Source organism: Cupriavidus sp. H39, from assembly GCF_050271075.1.
Lineage (GTDB): Bacteria > Pseudomonadota > Gammaproteobacteria > Burkholderiales > Burkholderiaceae > Cupriavidus > Cupriavidus necator_B.
Genome location: NZ_CP189847.1, coordinates 316,800 through 334,455, shown reverse-complemented (window position 1 = coordinate 334,455; position 17,656 = coordinate 316,800). Strand labels below are relative to the sequence as shown.

The window sequence follows — 17,656 nt, the reverse complement described above, 5'->3', positions numbered from 1 at the left end:
TCCGCACAGTGAACAAGCCTTCCGTGAAGGTGTCTGCGCCGCGCTTGAATGTGGGATTCCCGCTCGCCCTATTCCACTGTCACAGCCATTTGCGTCACAGCCATTTGCCATGCAAGACCGCACTCCGGCAACAGCATTCGCCCCATTTAACGTGACTTTGCGCGACGGACGAGAGGTTCTGGTGCGAGAGATCGGCGACTACGACAAGGCTGGCCTTCTGGTGGCCTTCAACCGGCTTTCCGCCGATGCGCGTTATACCCGTTTCATGGCGGCCATGCGACAACTGCCGGAGGCCATGCTTGAGCAAGCGACGCATCCGTCGCCAGAGCGCGAGTTCGCCTTGGTGGCGATCGCCACCGAGAACGACACGCGGACCATCGTGGGCGGTGCTCGCTACGCTGCCGCGCCGGGCAGCGATCTCTGCGAGTTCGCCGTAACGGTCAGCGACAACTGGCATGGACTTGGCCTCGCCAGCGAGCTGATGCGAGGACTGGTCGATGTGGCCACGCGCCGTGGATACCGACACATGGAAGGCTATGTGCTCTCGTCGAATACGTCCATGCGACGACTGGCGAAGCACTTGGGATTTGCCGACACACCTTGCCCCGACGACGCCACGCTGCGCGTCGTCACTCTGACGCTGCAGAGCGGCGAGCAATAGCTGCCGAGTGCGCCCTGTGCGAGCGTCTTCCCATCACCCCGTTTGCGGTGCCCGCGCTGCCCCACCCTCGCCGAGGTGAGCATCCACCGCGCTGCCGACGGTGGCGTGGAAATTCTTCTCGCCGATCAGCTCCAGCAGTTCGAAGCGCCTCAGCTTGTCGCGCACCGGATCCTTCATCTCGGCAAAATGCAGCGCGATGCTACGCTCGTGCAGCGCCCGGGCCAGCTCGCGCAGCATGTCGGCCGAGGTCACGTCCACGCTGGTCACGGGCTCGGCGGCCACCACCACGCGGCGCACCGGCGTGGGCGAGTCCTCCACCGCCTCCACCAGCCGCTCCTGGAACAGCTCGGCATTGGCGAAGAACAGCGGCGCATCCCAGCGGAACAGCAACAGGCCTTCGATACGTTGCGCATGCGGGTAGCGTTGCACGTCGTGGTAGCCGCGCAGGCCCTCGACACGGCCGAGCACGGCAAAATGCGGGCGCCAGCCGTCCCACAGGAACTCGATCACGGCAATCACCACGGCCAGGCAGATGCCCGGTATCGCGCCAAACACCGCGACCGCGGCAAAGCACACCATGGACAGCCAGAACTCCCACTGCTGGATGCGATAGATGCGCCTGAGGTCGGCGAACTCGAACAGGCCGAGCGTGGCGGCGATCACCACCGCCGCCAGCGCGCTGCTGGGCAGGTACTGCAGCAGGCTGGGCGCCCCCAGCAGCAGCACGGCCACCGCCACCGCTCCGACCACGCCGGTCAGTTGCGTCTTCGCGCCGGCGGCCTCGGCCACGGGCGTGCGCGAGGCGCTGCTGCTGATCGGGAAGCCCTGGAAGAAGCCCGCAGCCAGGTTGGCGGCGCCCAGGCCCACCATCTCCTGGTTCGGATCGACCCGGCTCTTGTAGCGCGCGGCAAAGGTGCGCGACAGCACGCTGGTATCCGCAAACGCGATCAGCGCCACGGCGCAGCCGCCCAGCACGATCGCGACCAGGTCCGCGCCGCTGAACCACGGCAGCGCCAGCCGCGGCAGGCCTTGCGGGATCGGGCCCAGCACCTTCACGCCGGCCCGGTCCAGGCCGAATACGCTGACGGCAAGGGTGGCCACCGCCACGGCGATCAGGATGCCGGGCACTCGCTCGAAGCGCTTGAGGAGCAGGATCAGCGCTAGGCTGCCGGCGCCGACGGCAAAGCTGTACCAGTTGGTCTGGCCGTCCAGGATGGCCCGGCCCAGCGCCAGGATCTCGCGCAGCGGGCCGCCCTCGTCTACCTGGATGGCAAAGAGCTTGGGCAACTGGCTGACCAGCACGGTCAGCGCGATGCCATTCATATAGCCGTAGCGAATCGGCTTGGACAACAGCTCGGTGATAAAGCCCAGCCGCAGCAGCCCCATCACGATGCAGACCACGCCCGAGACGACCGCCATCATGCTGGCCACGGGGATCGCGCGCGCGGGATCGCCGGCGGAGACCTGCAGCACCACGGCGAGAATCGGCGCCGCCAGCGCGGAATCGGGTCCGAGCACCAGGATCCGGCTGGGACCGAACAAGGCATAGACCAGCAATGGCACGATCGTGGCATAGAGTCCGTACACGCCGGGCACGCCTGAAGCCTCGGCATAGGCAATGCCCACCGGCACCAGCATGGTGGTCAGCACCAGCCCCGCGGCCAGGTCGCGCGGCAGCCACGCGGGCTGGTAGGTCCTGAGCATGGTCAAGCCGGGCAGCCAGCGCCACCAGCCGGGCTCCCGCCCTGCGTTGCGCTTGCCATGCGGGGTTAGCGGTTGAGTCTCCATGTGAGCTCCCCTGGTTAGAGCGCGCTACGGCGTGCGTGGACTATAGGCGCTGGATGCGTGTCAATGCTGCGCCGGATCAACGGACGCGGCAAGTTGCGGCGCCTGCTCCGGGAACAAGTTACTGGCAATCCGGGCATTGGCACATATCATGGTTGTCGGGCCGGGCGATCGGGCAATGGTGCCCGCGGCCTGGCGGCACCGCCCTGCGCGGCGTTGCCGATCGCACCCCGGGGGGCGTGTATGCCGATATCCAGACAATGCCTGGCCGCCGCGCTGCTGGCGCTGGGCGCCGGCGCACAGCATGCCTCGGGGCCGGATGCTGCCGGCGCCATCTCGGATGCCGTGCAGAGCGGCGCCAGCCCCTACCGCCCGCCGGCTGCCGCCAGCGATGACCCGGACGAGGCCAGGCGAGCCAAATGCGAGGCGCTGAGGGCGCAGTACAACGCCACCTCGAAGCAGCGCTCCTACCAGTCTTCCAGTCCCGCCACCCAGACTGCGCAGGGCCGCACCATCCCCAAGATCGAGCGCGACGAGAGCCGCAAGTCGCTGCAGGAAGCCTACCGGGCCAACTGCACGTAGTCACATCTGGGGTTGCGGGCACGCTGGCGCAGCGAGGCATGCCGCCGCCTCAACGCCCCATGCGCGCGTCATAGCTGCGCGAGATGCGCTGCATCAGGCCCGGGTCGTCGGGATCGCCACCGTCGAACTGCACCCGCACCGTGCCGTCTGCCTGGCGCCGCACGCTGGCCGTGACCGGCCGGTTGTTGCGGCTGCCGGAAATGGTGCCGGCCGGCGCGTCCTCCACACGGATCGTGACGCCCTGGTCGCGCAGCGCGCCGGCCGCGGCGTCAAAAGCGCGGTCGTAGCGCTTGGGCTGTGCGCCTGGATAGGTGGTGGGCACCACCGCCACCCGCCTCGACCGGGTACGCGCAGGCCGACAGCCACAGCGCCGCGCCTGCCGCGGCCACCGCTCCCAGCGCAGCGCCCGCGCGCTTCCTGGGGGCGCCCGTCATGGCGTCACCCGGCTCCAGCCGGGGCCGGGGTCGAACGAGCGGATCTTCTCGGCCTGGGCTGCGCTGTCGGGCCCGAGGTCGCGTTCGTAGAGCTGGCCGTCGTGGCTGACCATGAAGCTCTGCACGCTGGTATCGCCATATTTCACTGGCCATGCGAGCACCGCAAAGCCGCCGAAGAGCTTGTTGCCGTTGACCACATAGTTGTACGCGCCGCCCGGCGCATGCAGGCCCTGCGCGGTCAGCAGCTTGTAGTGGTAACCGTAGTAGCCGCCCTGCCCGGCATTGCGCTTGCCGGCCGTGAGGAAGGCCGCACCCAGCGGGCTGGGCGGATCGCCGTCACGCGTGGGGTAGTACAGGCCATCCTGCTTGCCGGCGGTGCTCGCCAGCCGGCCCGCGTAGACCAGCACGCCGTCGCCGTCGTGGTCGGTCTGGGCATACTCGCGCTGGGCGTCGTAGATCGCCAGTATGGCCTGCATCACCGCCAGCTCGTTGCGGCCGACGCGGCGGGTGCGCATCTCTTCGACCCCGGCGCGGGTATCGAACTGCCACCCCCTGGCGCCTTTTGCCAGCGGGACCGGCAAGGTCCAGCCGTCGTTGCCCGCGGCGATGCGGGCGTGGCTGTCGTCAACCGGCTGGATCGCATGCGCGACCTGCCACTGGTCCAAAAATCTCTGCCGGATTTCGGCGCCGACGGGGGATCAACTGGGGGAAATCGGTGCCCAGCAGCGCTTTCATGGCGGTGTCGTCCTGGCGGGCAACGGCTTCGCCAAGGGCGTTCATCGCCGCCTCGGCCGATTCGAAAGGCTTTTGCGCGCGCGCCGGCGGCCCGTACGCCATGGCGAGCACGAGTGCCAGGGCCAGCAGCCAGCCCAAGTGCCGGGCCGGATTGCGCAAAGCAAGGGCGAGATGTGAGGTCATGATCGAGGTCCCTGCACTAGCGCCTGCCAGCCGCCGCAGCCACCGCCGCCATGGCCACCGCCACCGCCGCTGAAGCCGCCGCCACGGTTTGCGCCGGCGGACTGCATGCTGGACCGGCCGCGGTCGCAGTCGTGCTGCGCCGCACCGCCACGGCCCACGCCCTGGAAAGCATTGTCGCGCCCGCCCCGGTTGCCGCCGGGCCGGTCCGACAACGCCGCGCACTCGCCGCCACCAGCCCGCCCGCGCGATCGCGCCCGCCACGGTCGGCCACCTCGCCGCGGCCGCCTGCACCGCCCTCGCGCCCGCGGAATTGATTGCGGCGGTCAGCGCCCGGCACATCGCGTGAGAATTTATCGCGCGTGGCATTGTCCCGATAGGCCACGCCCTGGCGGTGGCCGGCATCACTGCCAGCGCCCGCCGGACTGCACCTTGGCGCGGTCGAAGTTGCGGTCGATATTGGTGGCGCGGTTGACGTTGACATTCACGTCGCCTCCACCCCAGTTGCAATTGCCGAAGATGGCGCCGGCCGCGGCCAGCCCGACACCCCAGGCAAGGCCGGTTGCAAGCGCCGCGCCCGGATAGTAGGCGGGATACGGCGGCCAGTAATACGGCGGGTAGGCCGGATAGCTCCAGGCGCCGTAGACCACGGTGGGGTTGTAGGCCGGCACGTAGATCACCTGCGGGTCGGCCGGCTCGCTCGAGCGCCTGCGGAAACGCCACCAGGGACTTCACGCTGACGTCCCACGGCTGGTCAGCCATCGCCTTGACCGCGGCATCGCCCTTCATGCCGGGATTGGCCTAGAGCCAGCGCGCAGCGTGGACGATCTCCAGCGGATAGGTGGACGCCATCAGGACCTGCGACAGCACCGAGTCGGGATACAGGGCGATCGCCGCGACGAGCGCCTCGATCTCCTCGGGCTTGAAGGTGGGGGTCTGCCCTTGGCCGCCCGCCGGCGTCCCCTGCGCACCGGCGCCGGCCGCCACGGCCATCAGCGCGGCCAGCAGCCATGCCCGGCCCGAACCAAGCAGCCGTTTCACCAGAAAGGCCATATTCCCTCATCGCGACCGGGCGCGGCACTTGTGCGGCATGGGCGTGCAGCGCATGCCGTCTTCGGAACCTGTCGCTGCACGCTTCAATGCGCGCCGCTTGACGTGCGCGTTCATGCTGAATACGCAATATGAAGGTAGTACTATGGGATTTCAACCGCTTTACAGCTTCCACCGGCATTATCGGAAATTAGAATAGAAAATTGATTCGCGTCAGATTCCGTTGCAGCATGGCTTCGCTTCTATTGTGAAAGCGACTGCCTTGCGGCGCCTGATGACGATGCGTCGGCGGCGGCATGGCGGAATCAGAAGGCGGCATCGCATGGCGCCGCGCTCCCGCCGCAGTCTCATGGCCAGCCTGGCTGGCCCGGCTGCGGGCACGGCATCGCAAGGCGGAGGAGAAACCATGGCTAAGGGCAAGGGCAAGGGCAAGGGCAAGCGCCACGACAAGCACGACATCGACGAGCCATTACACGAGCCCCCCGGGGAGACCACCGCGACCGGCGCGAACGAGGCCGCGGATGAGCGCAGCGAGCCGGGCAAGCAGGGCGAGCGGCTGTCCGAAAAGGACTATCGCAAGCAGCTGTTTGCGCTGCATGTCGAGCTGGTCAAGCTCCAACAGTGGGTGCAGGCGCACGGCATCAAGGTGTGCATCGTGTTCGAGGGGCGTGACGGCGCCGGCAAAGGCGGTACCATCAAGGCGATCACCGAGCGCGTCAGCCCGCGCGTGTTCCGCGTGGTCGCCTTGCCTGCCCCCACTGAGCGCGAGAAGACCCAGATGTACGTGCAGCGCTATCTGCCCCACCTGCCCGCGGCCGGCGAGATCGTGATCTTCGATCGCAGCTGGTACAACCGCGCCGGCGTGGAACGCGTAATGGGCTTCTGCACCGAGACGCAAGCCGAGGAATTCCTGCGCGCCGCGCCGCTGGTCGAGCGCGCCATCGTGCATTCCGGCATCATCCTGATCAAGTACTGGCTTGAGGTCAGCCAGGAAGAGCAGACGCGCCGGCTCAAGGCGCGCATCCAGGACGGGCGGAAGCTGTGGAAGCTGACTGACATGGACCTGCGTTCGTACAGCCGCTGGTATGACTATTCGCGCGCGCGCGACGCCATGTTTGCCGCCAGCGATACCGACTACGCGCCGTGGCACGTGGCAAACTCCAATGACAAGCGGCGGGCGCGGCTGAACATCATCACACACATGCTGGCCCAGATACCGTACGAGCAGGTCCCGAGCAAGCCGGTCAAGCTGCCTGCCCGGCAGAAGGCCGGCGGCTATCGCGAACCGAGCTATCCGTACCGGTACGTGGAAGAGCGGCACTGACCTGCCGCGCGGGCCGGGAGGGCCGCGCGGCAGGGCCGTTCTGCTACTTCTTCTTCGGCTCCACCGAGATCGCCATTGCCTCGGTGTACACGACCTTCACGCGGTCGCCCTTTCTGACCGCCTTGAGCTGCGCGGGATCGTCCACCAGCACGTCCAGCTGGTTGCCCTGCGGGCCTTTCAGCGCCACCGTTTTCGCATCCGTGTTCACCGCCACCACGTCGGCCACGACCGTGACCTCACGGCCCACCACGCCGTCCGGCTTGCACCCCGGCGCGGGAACGTCTGCAGAGGAGCGCTCGCTGACCGATGGCGCATCGGTGCTCTTGGTCAGGCTGACCGACAAGGCCTCGCGGTATTGCGCGGTGACGGTATCGCCAACCTGCAGCTGGTCGAAATTGCGCGCTTCCTCGCCCACCACCAGTTGCTTGGTCTTGCCTTTGGACGTTTTCAGCGTCACCTTTCGCGTTGCGCGGTCGATTTGCGTCACGGTCGCGGTCACCGTGGCCGTGCCGGTCGCCGTGGCATGGCCCGGACACGGCCATGCCTATCAGTACCCGCATCTTCATGTTTTGCTCGTCGAATGGAGGGTTCCACCCGGACCGGCATCCACTGCGGCCGGCCGCTGGTCCCCATGCTGCTGCATATGCGCAGCGACGCCGCGCTGGTGCGCTATGCGTTGCAGCACCGGCTGTTCGCATGCAGGCGAAGCCACCGCCACGTGCCCGCGACGCGCCCGGCCAGTCCGACCCGACTCGGCTGCACGCCGTCATGACCAGCTGGCGGCTGGTGCGCAAGGGCAATGCCATCTTCCGCACCGGCGACCCGTTCGACAGCATCTACGCGCTGCGCGCGGGCTCGGCCAAGACCGTGGTCGCAGGCGTGGACGGCCGCGCGCATGTCAACGGCTATTACCTGCAAGGCGATATTCTCTGGCTGGGCGGTATCAGCACGCAGAGCCACCAATGCGATGCCACCGCGCTGGAAGACTGCGTCGCCGGCTACATTTCCTTCTCCGAGCTCGAAGCGCTCTGCCGGCAAGTCCATCCGCTGCAACAGGAGATCCACCGCCTGCTGAGCACCGAGATCGTGCGCGAATCCACACGGCTGATGCAGCTGGGCGGGCATGGGGCCGAGCAGCACGTGGCCCGCTTCCTGCTCGATGTGCGCGGACGGTTGGAGGCGCGCGGGCTGGCCGGCGCGGATTTCCACCTGCGCCTGACGCGCGAGGATATCGGCAGCTATCTCGGACTGACGCTGGAAACCGTCAGCCGCACCTTTTCGCGGCTGCAGCAAGAACGCCTGATCGCCCTGCGAGGCAAGCATGTGTTCCTGATCGATATCGACGGGCTGGAGGGTCTGTGGCGCTGTCCGCAGCGGCATTGCGTTTCATCAAGGAGCCGCCGGGGCGCGTGCCTATAGTGCCTCCATGCCATTGTGTCGAGCCGGAGCAGCCGATGAAAGCCGAGGAGATTTGTTCACGCCAGCTCTTCCACGTCTGCGCCACGGCCACATTGAAGGAAGCCGCCAGTCGCATGCGCGACCACGGCGTCGGCATCCTGCTTGTCACTAACGACCTGCCCACCGGCCACCGCGTGGCCGGCATCATCACCGAGCGCGACATCGTGGTACTGGGCGTAGCCAGCGGCATGGCCTGCGATGTCATGCGCGTGGAAGCGGCCATGACCACCGGCGTCGTCACCATCCACCGCGGCGCGCAGGTTGGATAGGCACTAACACCATGCTGTCCCATGGCATCCGGCAGCTGGTGGTGCTCAATGACAGGCATTCGATCCTGGGGCTGGTCACGCTGGACGACGCCATCCGTGCCATGAGCTCCGACTGGGCTTGCGTGGCCGGCATCCTGCGCGGGCAGGCCGCCGAGGGCCTGGGTGGCAATCCGCTCTTTGTACGCTGACGGTCCCTGATAACCCGCGCTAGTCAGTCCGGCAGCTTGCGCGACTTCCAGCCGCCCTGCTCCCTGCAATACCACCCGGTCCACGCTTCCGACTGGCCGGCGCGGCGGAATTCACTGCGCACCTGGCGGCACGCATCGCCGCGGTCCTTGCGCGTCTGCAGCGGCGTGAACGATCCTTCCACCGCGCGGTGCCGCTTGCCGGCCGGCAGGCTGAACGCCACGCTGGCGCCGTCAGCGGACTGGTCCATGGTCTTGCCAAAGACGTCCCACGCGGAATTCAACTGAGCCTTGCCCAGCGTGCCGACGATGGTGCCGGACAGGTAGTGGTCAAAGTAAGCCCATGCCGGCCACGCCGACATAGCTGCGGCGAGCCCGGCGACGACTGCCGCGCGCCGGCAGCGGATTCCCATGGCGGCCCCCTATTCGAAGCGCTCGTCCAGCACCATGGCGTCGACCTTGCGCTGCTTCTAGAAAATGTGGTTGATGCGCCGCAGCAATCCGCGCAGCGTGGCGGCTTCGCCGTTGAAATGCAGCGTCACGGCCGGGCGCGTGCCGTCGCCCGGGCACGCGGATGATTTCGTCGAACGCCGGCAGCCCGTAGCGCACCAAGGAAGTCGCGGATTTCGTCGTCGGTGGTCGCCGAGTCGATGTTCACCAGCATCATTGCGCTCATGGTCGTCTCCCTGGCGTTGCGCACCGGCTGTCGCGCCTGCCTGCCTATACGCTAGGGCGGATCGGCGGGCGCACTTTGATGCGTGACAAACTAGCGCCATGCGTACGCTTCGGCATCAAAGTCCTGGCGGACTGCGTGAATGAATCATAGATTGGTCAGGCGAGCGAGACACGGTATCGCGGCACGGCCCGGTGTCGACGAAGGGCCCGAGGCGCATGCCACGACACCTCGGCCATGCAGGATCCCTGGCGATGAGCTGTACGCGCGACATATGCGGGACAAGGCAGGAGCATACTGATGGGTTTCCTGGGGTGGATGCGCCGGCGCAAAACGCAAGTCTCTGCGCGCCAGTCGCAGGAAATTACCGAGCTGGCGGAACGCGTGACCCGCCTGAGTCCGCGCTTGCGCCTGGTGCCGCGCTACCAGCAGCGGGTCCGGCCTGCGCTGGTGCAAGCGCTGGACTATGTGCGAGGACTCATCCAGGGCCTTCCCGCCCCCCGCGACGCCAGCAAGCAGGCCTGGGCCACCGACCCTTATATCCACGCCTTTTTCGGGACGCCCCATGACGTGGAACTGGGATTCAGCCGGTCTCCCGAGCTGCGGGAGTTCTTCGAGCAGTCCGTCGATACGGCGCAGGCCTACGCAGTGCTCGGGATGGCGATGACCGAGCGGCGCACGCTGGGTGTTGCGCTGGAAGGCGATGTCATGCACTCGGACGTGCCGCAGACCACCATCAATTTCAGCGATCACAAGGTCAGAATCATCGCGTCTACCGAAGCGGCTCTGCGCGAGGAAATCGTGCAGCGAATGTTCGATCAGCTGACCCTGGAGGGCCTGGCCCGCTTCGCATCCGGCAAGTCGCGCCGCGAAGTGCTCGAGCGCGAGCGGACACTGCTTGTGGCGCGCCTGCGCCTGCTCGAGAAGCAAGGCACCGGCATGCGTTCGGTGCTCGGGGGCGAGGTTGAAGCCGGCCCCGGCGAGCAAGCCAGGCTGCGCGAACAGGTCGCGGAGAACGACCAGGAACTGGCGCAACTGGGTAATGATGCCGGGGCGCTTGAGCGCCAGCTGGAATGCCTGGCCGAGGTATTTACGGACGCGCGCGCTTTCCTGTCTATCGAGCAAAGACCCCTGCGGCTAAGCGCGATGAATGTGCTGCTGGCGCCAGAAAGCGCTGCGCCGGCCCATGAGATCAACTTGCTTACCGCACACGTCCCGGGCGATCCGCCGCTGGTGCGATCCTTTGCGCTGGTGCGCTTCGCTCGTGGCGGCATGCTGTCATCCAGCGCCCTGCTCGATGAAGCGGCGAGCCTGCTCTGAGAGCGGGGAGCATTCGGCGCCAGCGCCAACCCGTATCGACGTCAGCAACAGCGGCGCTGCGATCGGAACTGCAACCCTGGCTCGCATCTTCGACCCTCTGATGCGGGGACCGCGTCCGAGAAGTGAAGATGAGCAAAGAGGTAGCCTCGGATTAGGTCTGTATATCGCAAGTGAAATCGCCAAGGCCCACCGTGGTGCGATCGAAACGCGATCCGATGGGACAGAGACCACCTTTTCAGTGTCACTGCCGCGGGATCCCGGCCGGTAATGTAAGGATTCGGAATTTGTGAGACTACGTTTTCCAGAAAATCAACGACTTAACAGCTAATTCGGTCGCCCCGCGACCGTCTTAGAACCGGAATTAGCCGGACTCCTCTGACGAGAGGCGTGAACTAGGTGGACTAAGCTGCACGCGCCTATTCACGCACATCCCAAAGGGAGAGACTGCACAAAAGCGGTGTGAGTGCCGACGTCCGGCTGCCTTATAGCAAAACCAGTTCGTCGTCGATACCGGGGATTCTGCTCTGACGAGTGCGTCACCGCAGCCGTTAATGAGAAGTTGTTTCGCCCTCGCGTTGGCGTTGGCATGCCAATGGATAATGAGCGCATAAGAGAGTGAATAGGCCGCCAATGTGGCTGTTAGCCGTGTCCAACAGCTTGAGATGCTGTAGGAATCACTTCGTAGTGCCGGATCCAATCATTTGTTGATGCCAGCAGGATGTTCCTCTTGAGCAAGGTGGGAGACGGGCGTCGCGGTGCATTCATCACGTCTGTGCGAGAAAAGGGGGCAATTATGAGTCGCGAAATTTTCCCCACAAGAGGCCCTTTCGTATTCCGGTTGCATATTCTCTTCGCGCGTCACCCGTGGAGGCGAGAAGCCGGTAGTCCTCGTTCTTGACTTAAAGAGTCAGCCGGCCGGATTTGTTCTCGCACAGCAGCATGCGGCGCAGGTCGTGCAGTGTTGGCACAGGATGCTGGCTGCGCGGCGCGAGTTAGTCCGGCTCCATGCCACCAATGGCACTACGCAAGCGGACCTCACCATCGTGGCGAAGAATATGCAACTCGGCCATTTCGCGTCTAGCCAATGACCAGCCGGCAGCAATAGCGGCTTCCATTGTCGGGAATCTCTGAGGCTGCATGTTGAGGCTCACCAATTCCAGAGTCCAACCATAGGCTGCAGGCAGAACGCGAACGATTCGCGCTTGCATCGTTGTCCCCAAAAAAGTGCCCGCTACATTGAGCGGGCGTCTTAAAAGCCGAACGGGTGAACGCATTCGGCTGGAGGAATATTGCCCATCTATGTTGCGCGTAGCATATCCCTCCAAAAGAGGGGTATGGGAACAATGCATCATCCCTTGATGTTTCTCGGACCGTTCCCGAAAGAGTTTCGCTCCCGGATCTGGCCGTCGCGGCCGTGGATCAATAGATCCCCCTTTCGCTGCTTGGCCTTTTCCGTGCCTGAAGCGATAGCTTCTTCCTGCGTGCGAAAAATTTCGCGGCCGTGTCCTCCGTCGACGACAACGGCCCATCGGTCCCCGGTAGCTACAACGTGAACGTCACTGCCTGGCATGGCCGTCTCCCCCTCGAAGTTATTGGGCAGTCTCTGCGCGTCGCTTGGTCGACGGTGTCAGATACAAGAAAAAGCCCCCGGCCAAGTGGTCGAGGGCTATGAATCAGACGGCTTCGCGGAGACCAACTCGTAGATCGTCACATGGATGGCGCTTGTCAACATCCCCCAAATCGTGGGGGCTTGGTGACATGGCTGTCTCCGGAGGTTGATGCAGTCAGTCTCTGCGCCTGTGTGGGCTCGCGCTATCAGGCGCTGTCCGACAGAAGAAACCCGCATAGTGACGAGGGTAAGAGGCCCGGCTCTTGTATGGCTGTCGTCTACCCAATGGGAAAAAATCCCCCGGGCTGGCCCCGGGGTCAACGGGATGTCGGGCATCATGCACAATGATGCCCGAGACAGGAGTATATACAGGCTCAGGTGTTCATACCGCGTTTGGGTGACAAATCTGTTGGGCTAGTACGCATTCCAGCGGCATGTCACCTTCAGTTAATGCTACTTTTTTCCCTGAATTGCCGGACCAACTGGTGGAGACGCTCGTCATCCTCACTTGTTCTCCGGCCTTCAGTTAGCTTCGTCCACCCTAAGAAGCTGTTTCAAAAAGAGCAGTTGGGTACTGTTAACCGCAAGGCGAACCTGTTAACCTCGTCCGTTGTGACAACAGGACAGAGAGGATGGGCAAGCCGATCATCGACGACGAATTGTGGGCACTGATCGAACCGCTTCTGCCGCCAGCCAAGCCGCGGCGATTCCGGTATCCGGGTCGCATGCCGGTGTCGGACCGGGCCGCATTGACTGGCATCCTCTTCGTGCTGAGAAGCGGCATTCGCTGGAACGAACTCCCCAGCGAAATGGGCTGCGGCTCTGGCGTCAGTTGCTGGCGCCGGCTACGCGACTGGCAAAGCGCGGGGGTATGGGATCGCCTGCACGAGATCTTGCTTGCCAAGCTACGCGCAGCGGATCGCATCGATTTCTCGCGCGTCATCATCGACTCCTCTTCAGTTCGAGCGGTTGGGGCGGGCCAAAAACAGGACCGAACCCCACCGATCGCGCGCGACCCGGTTCCAAGCACCATGTCGCCACCGATGCCAACGGCACGCCGATCGCGGTCATCCTGACCGGCGCGAACCGCAACGACATTACCCAACTCCTGCCTCTGATCGACGCGATTCCCGCTATCCGGGGATGTCGAGGTCGACCTTTGCGCAAGCGTGGCCGAATCTACGCCGACCGCGCGTACGATCACGACACGTATCGTCGACCGCTTCATGCTGCCGGCATCCCAACTTCGATCGCGCGGCGTGGCCAGCCCCACGGCAGTGGACTCGGCAAGATCCGCTGGGGTCGTCGAGCGCACTCATGCCTGGCTTCACGCATTCCGCCGTCTGCGCACCCGCTTCGAGCGTCGCGCCGACATTCATGAAGGTTTCCTCAAGCTGGCCTGTTGCCTCATTTGCTGGCGCACCCTTCAGCGCGAGGAAAGTTCATTTTGAAATGAGTTCTAAGTAAACCCCATACGCGACCCATTCGTTCCGAGGGAGCAGGGCAAGGACATCATCACCTTCTTCAAGCAGCAGGCGAATAGTTTTTTCTGCCACCGCGGTAACCTCGTCGTAGGACCATTTCGAAGCAACTAACGGATCAGACATTCTTACCTCCGTGTTAAAAGGTCAGCGGAGCCATATTGCTCCTCGCCTTGGTCTCGTGCAGCTTCGGTTGCAAGTTCCATGTGGAACCTGTCCTGCATTCCAAATGCCCTCTGCTGCCGAATCTCGGCATCGATCCGGGGTATCTATGGGTAAGTGATGTTGCCCGCGGGACGCTATTTTGAAGGGGAACCTTGAAGCTTATTCTCGTGGAGAACGAAGGTATCGTCGAAGCCATTCGTATGCACAACAGTACCGAGGCGGTGCGGCTGATGCGCCTACACATTGAGAGGGGGCATAGTAGCTTATGATGTTGGAGATCTTCTGGAGTTCTGCCCTGAGACTCGATTCGAGGGCTACAAACTTGAGGCACTCAATCGCTGGCGCGAGTTCTCGCATGACTTCGAGTTGCTCGACGTCAGGCAGGGATGTCGCGACGAGTTGCGCCCGCATCCCAATCCTGGCCAGCTTTTCGAGGCGCAGTACTGCTTCTGGACGGCGCAGATCCGACAGTGCAATGTGGATCCTGGAAATGCCCAGGTCGAAGAAGCTGTAGAGCGGGTAGTCGTTGCGAACGGTCTTCGTATCGAACGCATCGAGTGCACCACTTGGCTGTATCTCGATACAAGAACCGATGTCAAGAATATTGTGACGGCCGAGCTAGCAGGTTCAGGCGTCGAACCGAGTGCAGGCAGTCTCACGATTTCCGTTTTTCCAGTCGCATGAAAAACGCCCCAGTCATACTAAATCCGTTTCCCGCAGTAAGGCGGGGTTACCGACAGGTTGCTGCAGCGAGGCACGATGCGGCGTGGGAAGCCGCCATTCATCGGCAGACTTCAAATTGCGCCTTCGGGTCTGCAGCGGTAATCCGTGGTCCCTGCCAGCCTGGCGACCGACGATCGGCCGCCTTCGGCCATCTACAGACGTGCGGCCACGCTTGCACACGGACGTCCGAGCGTCGGCTCCGCCTAGACAACGGACTTTCGCGCGCGGATGATTTCGGTCTCGTCGTCGGCCACGGCGGTCATACACCCGACGTGGTGGATTTGCCTTGCCAAGGCTCGGTGGACGCTGGCCATATGCATAGTCGCAGACTCCAAGAAAGTTCTGACACGCCGGTGGCCCGTCGCGTGTGGCGCGCCAACGTGCCTCCACAATTCTGCCCCCGCAACCCACACGAGTTCCGAAGCCTGGATTGCGGTGTCCTTGCCCAGCTGAGTCCGAAAGCTGATGGATTGGCGGAGCCTTCCCGGAACAGCACTTCCGGGTCAAGCCTGAACTTCATACGGTGCAAGCGTCGACAAGCGTTGATCGACCATGGCGCAGCCAACGGTAAAGTGATACAGGCTCTGCCATGTGTGATCCTTGATGCCGAGCATGGCATGCATTTCATCGTCGAAAAAGCAGCCGATCCCCGTGGCGCGCTCTCCGGTGGCTTCGGCTTCAAGATAGAGTGCCTGGCCGAGAATGCCGCATTCCCAGAATAGATGGCGATAACGCCATGGCTGCTTCAGGGCGATTTCGAAGTTTGCGAGCATGCCCAACGCGAAGTAGGAATCGGCGGCGATATCCTGGTGGCAACAGATCAGTTTTGCCACTGCGCGTAAATCGTACGGCAGCAGAAGATAGAGTGGCAGATGGTCCGGTCCGATTCTCTGCCACAGCCATTCCGGGCGCATAGCCTGCTTGAGTCCATGCAGCGCCCCGGCGTTTCTCACCAGCACGTACAGGCCCGGCTCCAGTCCGTCCACGCGGTGAACCAATAGCGCCAGATGCACCGCAGCAGGAGACATCAGGGCGTTCCACGGTGGCGTGTCGCGACGCGCCAGCAGGCTTGCCAGCATTGTAAAGAAGGCGGTAGCGGTAATGTGCGCCGTGCCATCGAAGCTTGTGGCGCTGCGGCGCTGCCGGGCGATCCGGGCAAAGCTCAGGTCGAAGGCGGGCGCCGCGGGCCGCAGTGGCGGCTCCGGATTCAGCGGGGTCGGTTCGCTAGTCAGAGACTTGCGCGTGGCACGATCGACCGAATCGATATCCGGCCAACTTACGTGTCCCGCGCTTAGCTGGTTTGCGTAGCCGTACCAGTGCGCCTTATCGAGAGCGGTCCACAGGCGCTCCGGGTCAGGCCGTGTTTCCGCATCGCCGATCCACAGCACGACATCCGGCACCTCCCGCTCGGCCGCTCCGAAATCGTCGCTGCGATCCAATCCAAGCAATGCGGCCAAGGCATCATCCGCAGCAGTCTCGATCAGCCGCGTCTGCCATCCGAGAGCCGCTGCCGCGTAACTGACTGCGGCAATGGCATGGCCGCAGTCATGCTGGCAGTAGCGCCAGGCGCGCATTCCGTATTTCCATGCCTCGCGCCAATGGATCGAGCTGATGCCAACTAGGATACCGCCGCCCGGGAACGCCTCAGTCCATCGTGGATCATCCAATGCAGCCCGCTGTTCAAGGACGTGGTCGCGGCTCAGGTAATGGTAGACCCCGCCCGGCAGATCGGGCAGGGCAGGACAAAGAAGATAGCCCTCGGTCGGATGCAGATTTCCGCTCGAGGGATTGCAGCGCAGTGCCCACCGCTGAGCGCCAAAGGCTTTCCACGCTGACAAGCCGAGCGAAAGCTCAAACAGGATTGCGAGGGTACGAAGGCTGAAGCTCTGCTCGGGCGGCAGGACGCCGCAGCGCAACGCGTTGTAGCGTGTGGGCAAGGTGTCCGCGGCCAGTGGCAGGGCAATCCGCGGCGAGCCCTGGAACGCGCGGAACGGATCTGGCTGGGTTGCCCACTCGAGCCAACCGGGGCCTGGAGCGTAGCGGTTGACGCGGTGCTTGCTGCGTTCGTGATACTCAAGCAACGCTTGCGCAGATCGGCTCATGTTCCTTCTGCCCGAGAATGCCAGACACCCCCGCTGCCACATCAAATAGCTCACCTTGTCATGCAGTCGTTACCGACGTCATAGGACGGGGGCTCAATTCGCACTTTAGGTGGTTTTGAAGGTATTCGGGGCCTATCGCCATGCAGCATTTATTCGTAAGAAAATGTAAGAATATCCGCCAAAATCGTTGACAATCGGCGCGGAAGTGGAAAACGCTACTCTGATCCTTGCGAACTGTCTCGCCGCCAAAATTGAGCACGGGATTGACCGGCTGCATGCAACTCGTGGCCCGCTATTCGCCGCGGCGCGCTTTTGCATAGGCTACCTAACTAGGAGCTATACACCAGCAAAATCAACTGCTCAATAAGAGTCGATGGCGTCACCACAGGAACTGCCCGGCCAACGGTCATAGCCAACGGTCGTTGCACCCCTGGACCTGCCGTTCGACGGAAGACGCAACGAACGTCTCAGCAGGGTCGGGAATCGGCGTGCCGTTTCGGACTAGAATCCTCTGAGGAGGTGCCAGTCATGTCAGCTATCAAGCGCATAGATCCGGGCCATCCCGCCTATCAGGCCGCGCTGCACAGGACGACCCGCTACCCTGCGGAGCACGTCACGTTGACGGCTAGCTCCAGGAAGAGGCTGCGCCCCTGTGTGCCGCATCGCAAGGTCGGACGCGGCAAGGTCGGCATCGGCGGCAAGCGCAGCAGCAAGTAGGCCGTGAAGCGCCGATCTCCACGGCGCGAAAACAGCCGTTTTATCACGGCCGCAGCAGACTAGCCGCGGACCGAAGTCGCTTGCCGGCCATGAACGGACAGTCGAGCCATTGAGTTGGACATATCCTAGGATCGTCGAACTTGCTTTGATGATGCTTTCACAACTGAGCGTGAGTGGTGGGTTCCTCCATCCGCTTTATAGAT

At 63.9% G+C, this 17,656-nt stretch carries 18 protein-coding genes and 4 pseudogenes; 11 read left to right on the top strand and 11 right to left on the bottom strand.

All coding sequences use genetic code 11. From position 1 onward, the window contains the following. Nucleotides 1-109: 109 nt before the first annotated feature. Nucleotides 110-661 carry an N-acetyltransferase family protein gene (locus tag ACOCMH_RS13980; RefSeq protein WP_427308903.1) on the top strand — a complete coding sequence of 184 codons (552 nt, stop codon included), beginning with the start codon at nt 110-112 and terminating at the stop codon, nt 659-661. Nucleotides 662-694: 33 nt separating this feature from the next. Here the strand turns inward: ACOCMH_RS13980 and ACOCMH_RS13975 are convergent, their stop codons facing one another. Next, nucleotides 695-2,449, bottom strand: a complete 1,755-nt coding sequence (locus ACOCMH_RS13975) for a SulP family inorganic anion transporter (RefSeq protein WP_427308901.1) — start codon at nt 2,447-2,449, stop codon at nt 695-697. Nucleotides 2,450-2,689: 240 nt separating this feature from the next. Between ACOCMH_RS13975 and ACOCMH_RS13970 the strand changes: the two genes are divergently transcribed. Next, nucleotides 2,690-3,028: a hypothetical protein gene (locus tag ACOCMH_RS13970; protein WP_427308899.1), complete on the top strand. Its 339-nt coding sequence runs from the start codon at nt 2,690-2,692 to the stop codon at nt 3,026-3,028. A gap of 49 nt (nt 3,029-3,077) precedes the next feature. Here ACOCMH_RS13970 and ACOCMH_RS13965 read toward each other — a convergent pair whose 3' ends face one another. The 3 genes and pseudogenes from ACOCMH_RS13965 to ACOCMH_RS13955 all read right to left on the bottom strand — a co-directional run bounded on the left by ACOCMH_RS13965 (nt 3,078) and on the right by ACOCMH_RS13955 (nt 5,430). Then, complete coding sequence (locus ACOCMH_RS13965) at nt 3,078-3,350, bottom strand: hypothetical protein (RefSeq protein ID WP_427308897.1); 273 nt, start codon at nt 3,348-3,350, stop codon at nt 3,078-3,080. 108 nt (nt 3,351-3,458) lie between these two features. Further along, nucleotides 3,459-4,380 (bottom strand): annotated as a pseudogene (locus ACOCMH_RS13960) (DUF2950 domain-containing protein). Beyond that, nucleotides 4,377-5,430: pseudogene (locus ACOCMH_RS13955) on the bottom strand (DUF3300 domain-containing protein). The pseudogenes ACOCMH_RS13960 and ACOCMH_RS13955 overlap by 4 nt, the downstream one beginning before the upstream one ends. A gap of 403 nt (nt 5,431-5,833) precedes the next feature. Between ACOCMH_RS13955 and ppk2 the strand changes: the two are divergent. Then, nucleotides 5,834-6,751: a polyphosphate kinase 2 gene (ppk2, locus tag ACOCMH_RS13950; protein WP_427308896.1), complete on the top strand. Its 918-nt coding sequence runs from the start codon at nt 5,834-5,836 to the stop codon at nt 6,749-6,751. A 43-nt stretch (nt 6,752-6,794) separates the two neighbouring features. Here ppk2 and ACOCMH_RS13945 read toward each other — a convergent pair whose 3' ends face one another. Further along, nucleotides 6,795-7,208, bottom strand: coding sequence for a hypothetical protein (locus ACOCMH_RS13945; protein WP_427308894.1), 414 nt, complete (start codon nt 7,206-7,208; stop codon nt 6,795-6,797). Nucleotides 7,209-7,447: 239 nt separating this feature from the next. Between ACOCMH_RS13945 and ACOCMH_RS13940 the strand changes: the two genes are divergently transcribed. The 3 genes from ACOCMH_RS13940 to ACOCMH_RS13930 are packed head-to-tail and all read left to right on the top strand — an operon-like array spanning nt 7,448 to nt 8,666. After that, the gene (locus ACOCMH_RS13940; protein ID WP_427308892.1) at nt 7,448-8,170 is read left to right on the top strand and encodes a helix-turn-helix domain-containing protein; all 723 of its coding nucleotides are present in this window, start codon (nt 7,448-7,450) and stop codon (nt 8,168-8,170) included. A 35-nt stretch (nt 8,171-8,205) separates the two neighbouring features. Next, nucleotides 8,206-8,478 (top strand): CBS domain-containing protein, encoded by a 273-nt coding sequence (locus tag ACOCMH_RS13935; RefSeq protein WP_427308891.1) that lies wholly within the window; start codon nt 8,206-8,208, stop codon nt 8,476-8,478. Between the two features lie 11 nt (nt 8,479-8,489). Beyond that, nucleotides 8,490-8,666 carry a hypothetical protein gene (locus tag ACOCMH_RS13930; protein ID WP_427308889.1) on the top strand — a complete coding sequence of 59 codons (177 nt, stop codon included), beginning with the start codon at nt 8,490-8,492 and terminating at the stop codon, nt 8,664-8,666. Nucleotides 8,667-8,689: 23 nt separating this feature from the next. Here the strand turns inward: ACOCMH_RS13930 and ACOCMH_RS13925 are convergent, their stop codons facing one another. Beyond that, a complete protein-coding gene (locus ACOCMH_RS13925) occupies nt 8,690-9,076 on the bottom strand; it encodes a hypothetical protein (RefSeq protein ID WP_427308887.1) in 387 nt (128 codons plus the stop codon). A gap of 125 nt (nt 9,077-9,201) precedes the next feature. Then, complete coding sequence (locus ACOCMH_RS13920) at nt 9,202-9,339, bottom strand: hypothetical protein (protein ID WP_427308886.1); 138 nt, start codon at nt 9,337-9,339, stop codon at nt 9,202-9,204. Nucleotides 9,340-9,636: 297 nt separating this feature from the next. Between ACOCMH_RS13920 and ACOCMH_RS13915 the strand changes: the two genes are divergently transcribed. After that, nucleotides 9,637-10,656, top strand: coding sequence for a hypothetical protein (locus ACOCMH_RS13915; RefSeq protein WP_427308885.1), 1,020 nt, complete (start codon nt 9,637-9,639; stop codon nt 10,654-10,656). Nucleotides 10,657-10,687: 31 nt separating this feature from the next. Beyond that, nucleotides 10,688-10,924, top strand: a pseudogene (locus ACOCMH_RS13910) (ATP-binding protein); the annotation flags it as partial. 724 nt (nt 10,925-11,648) lie between these two features. Here the strand turns inward: ACOCMH_RS13910 and ACOCMH_RS13905 are convergent. Next, nucleotides 11,649-11,864 (bottom strand): DUF2188 domain-containing protein, encoded by a 216-nt coding sequence (locus tag ACOCMH_RS13905; protein WP_427308884.1) that lies wholly within the window; start codon nt 11,862-11,864, stop codon nt 11,649-11,651. 140 nt (nt 11,865-12,004) lie between these two features. Then, nucleotides 12,005-12,226: a DUF2188 domain-containing protein gene (locus tag ACOCMH_RS13900; RefSeq protein WP_427308883.1), complete on the bottom strand. Its 222-nt coding sequence runs from the start codon at nt 12,224-12,226 to the stop codon at nt 12,005-12,007. A gap of 671 nt (nt 12,227-12,897) precedes the next feature. Here ACOCMH_RS13900 and ACOCMH_RS13895 point away from each other — a divergent pair. Continuing rightward, nucleotides 12,898-13,716: pseudogene (locus tag ACOCMH_RS13895) on the top strand (IS5 family transposase). Here the strand turns inward: ACOCMH_RS13895 and ACOCMH_RS13890 are convergent. Beyond that, nucleotides 13,708-13,872, bottom strand: coding sequence for a hypothetical protein (locus tag ACOCMH_RS13890; RefSeq protein ID WP_427308882.1), 165 nt, complete (start codon nt 13,870-13,872; stop codon nt 13,708-13,710). The pseudogene ACOCMH_RS13895 and the gene ACOCMH_RS13890 sit on opposite strands and share 9 nt — an antisense overlap. A gap of 405 nt (nt 13,873-14,277) precedes the next feature. Here ACOCMH_RS13890 and ACOCMH_RS13885 point away from each other — a divergent pair, with 405 nt between their 5' ends. Further along, nucleotides 14,278-14,595, top strand: a complete 318-nt coding sequence (locus tag ACOCMH_RS13885) for a hypothetical protein (RefSeq protein WP_427308880.1) — start codon at nt 14,278-14,280, stop codon at nt 14,593-14,595. Between the two features lie 542 nt (nt 14,596-15,137). Here the strand turns inward: ACOCMH_RS13885 and ACOCMH_RS13880 are convergent. Next, complete coding sequence (locus ACOCMH_RS13880; protein ID WP_427308878.1) at nt 15,138-16,736, bottom strand: SagB/ThcOx family dehydrogenase; 1,599 nt, start codon at nt 16,734-16,736, stop codon at nt 15,138-15,140. A 528-nt stretch (nt 16,737-17,264) separates the two neighbouring features. On the opposite strand from ACOCMH_RS13880, the gene ACOCMH_RS13875 reads away from it, so the two are divergent. Beyond that, nucleotides 17,265-17,453 (top strand): hypothetical protein, encoded by a 189-nt coding sequence (locus ACOCMH_RS13875; RefSeq protein WP_427308876.1) that lies wholly within the window; start codon nt 17,265-17,267, stop codon nt 17,451-17,453. Nucleotides 17,454-17,656: the final 203 nt, after the last annotated feature.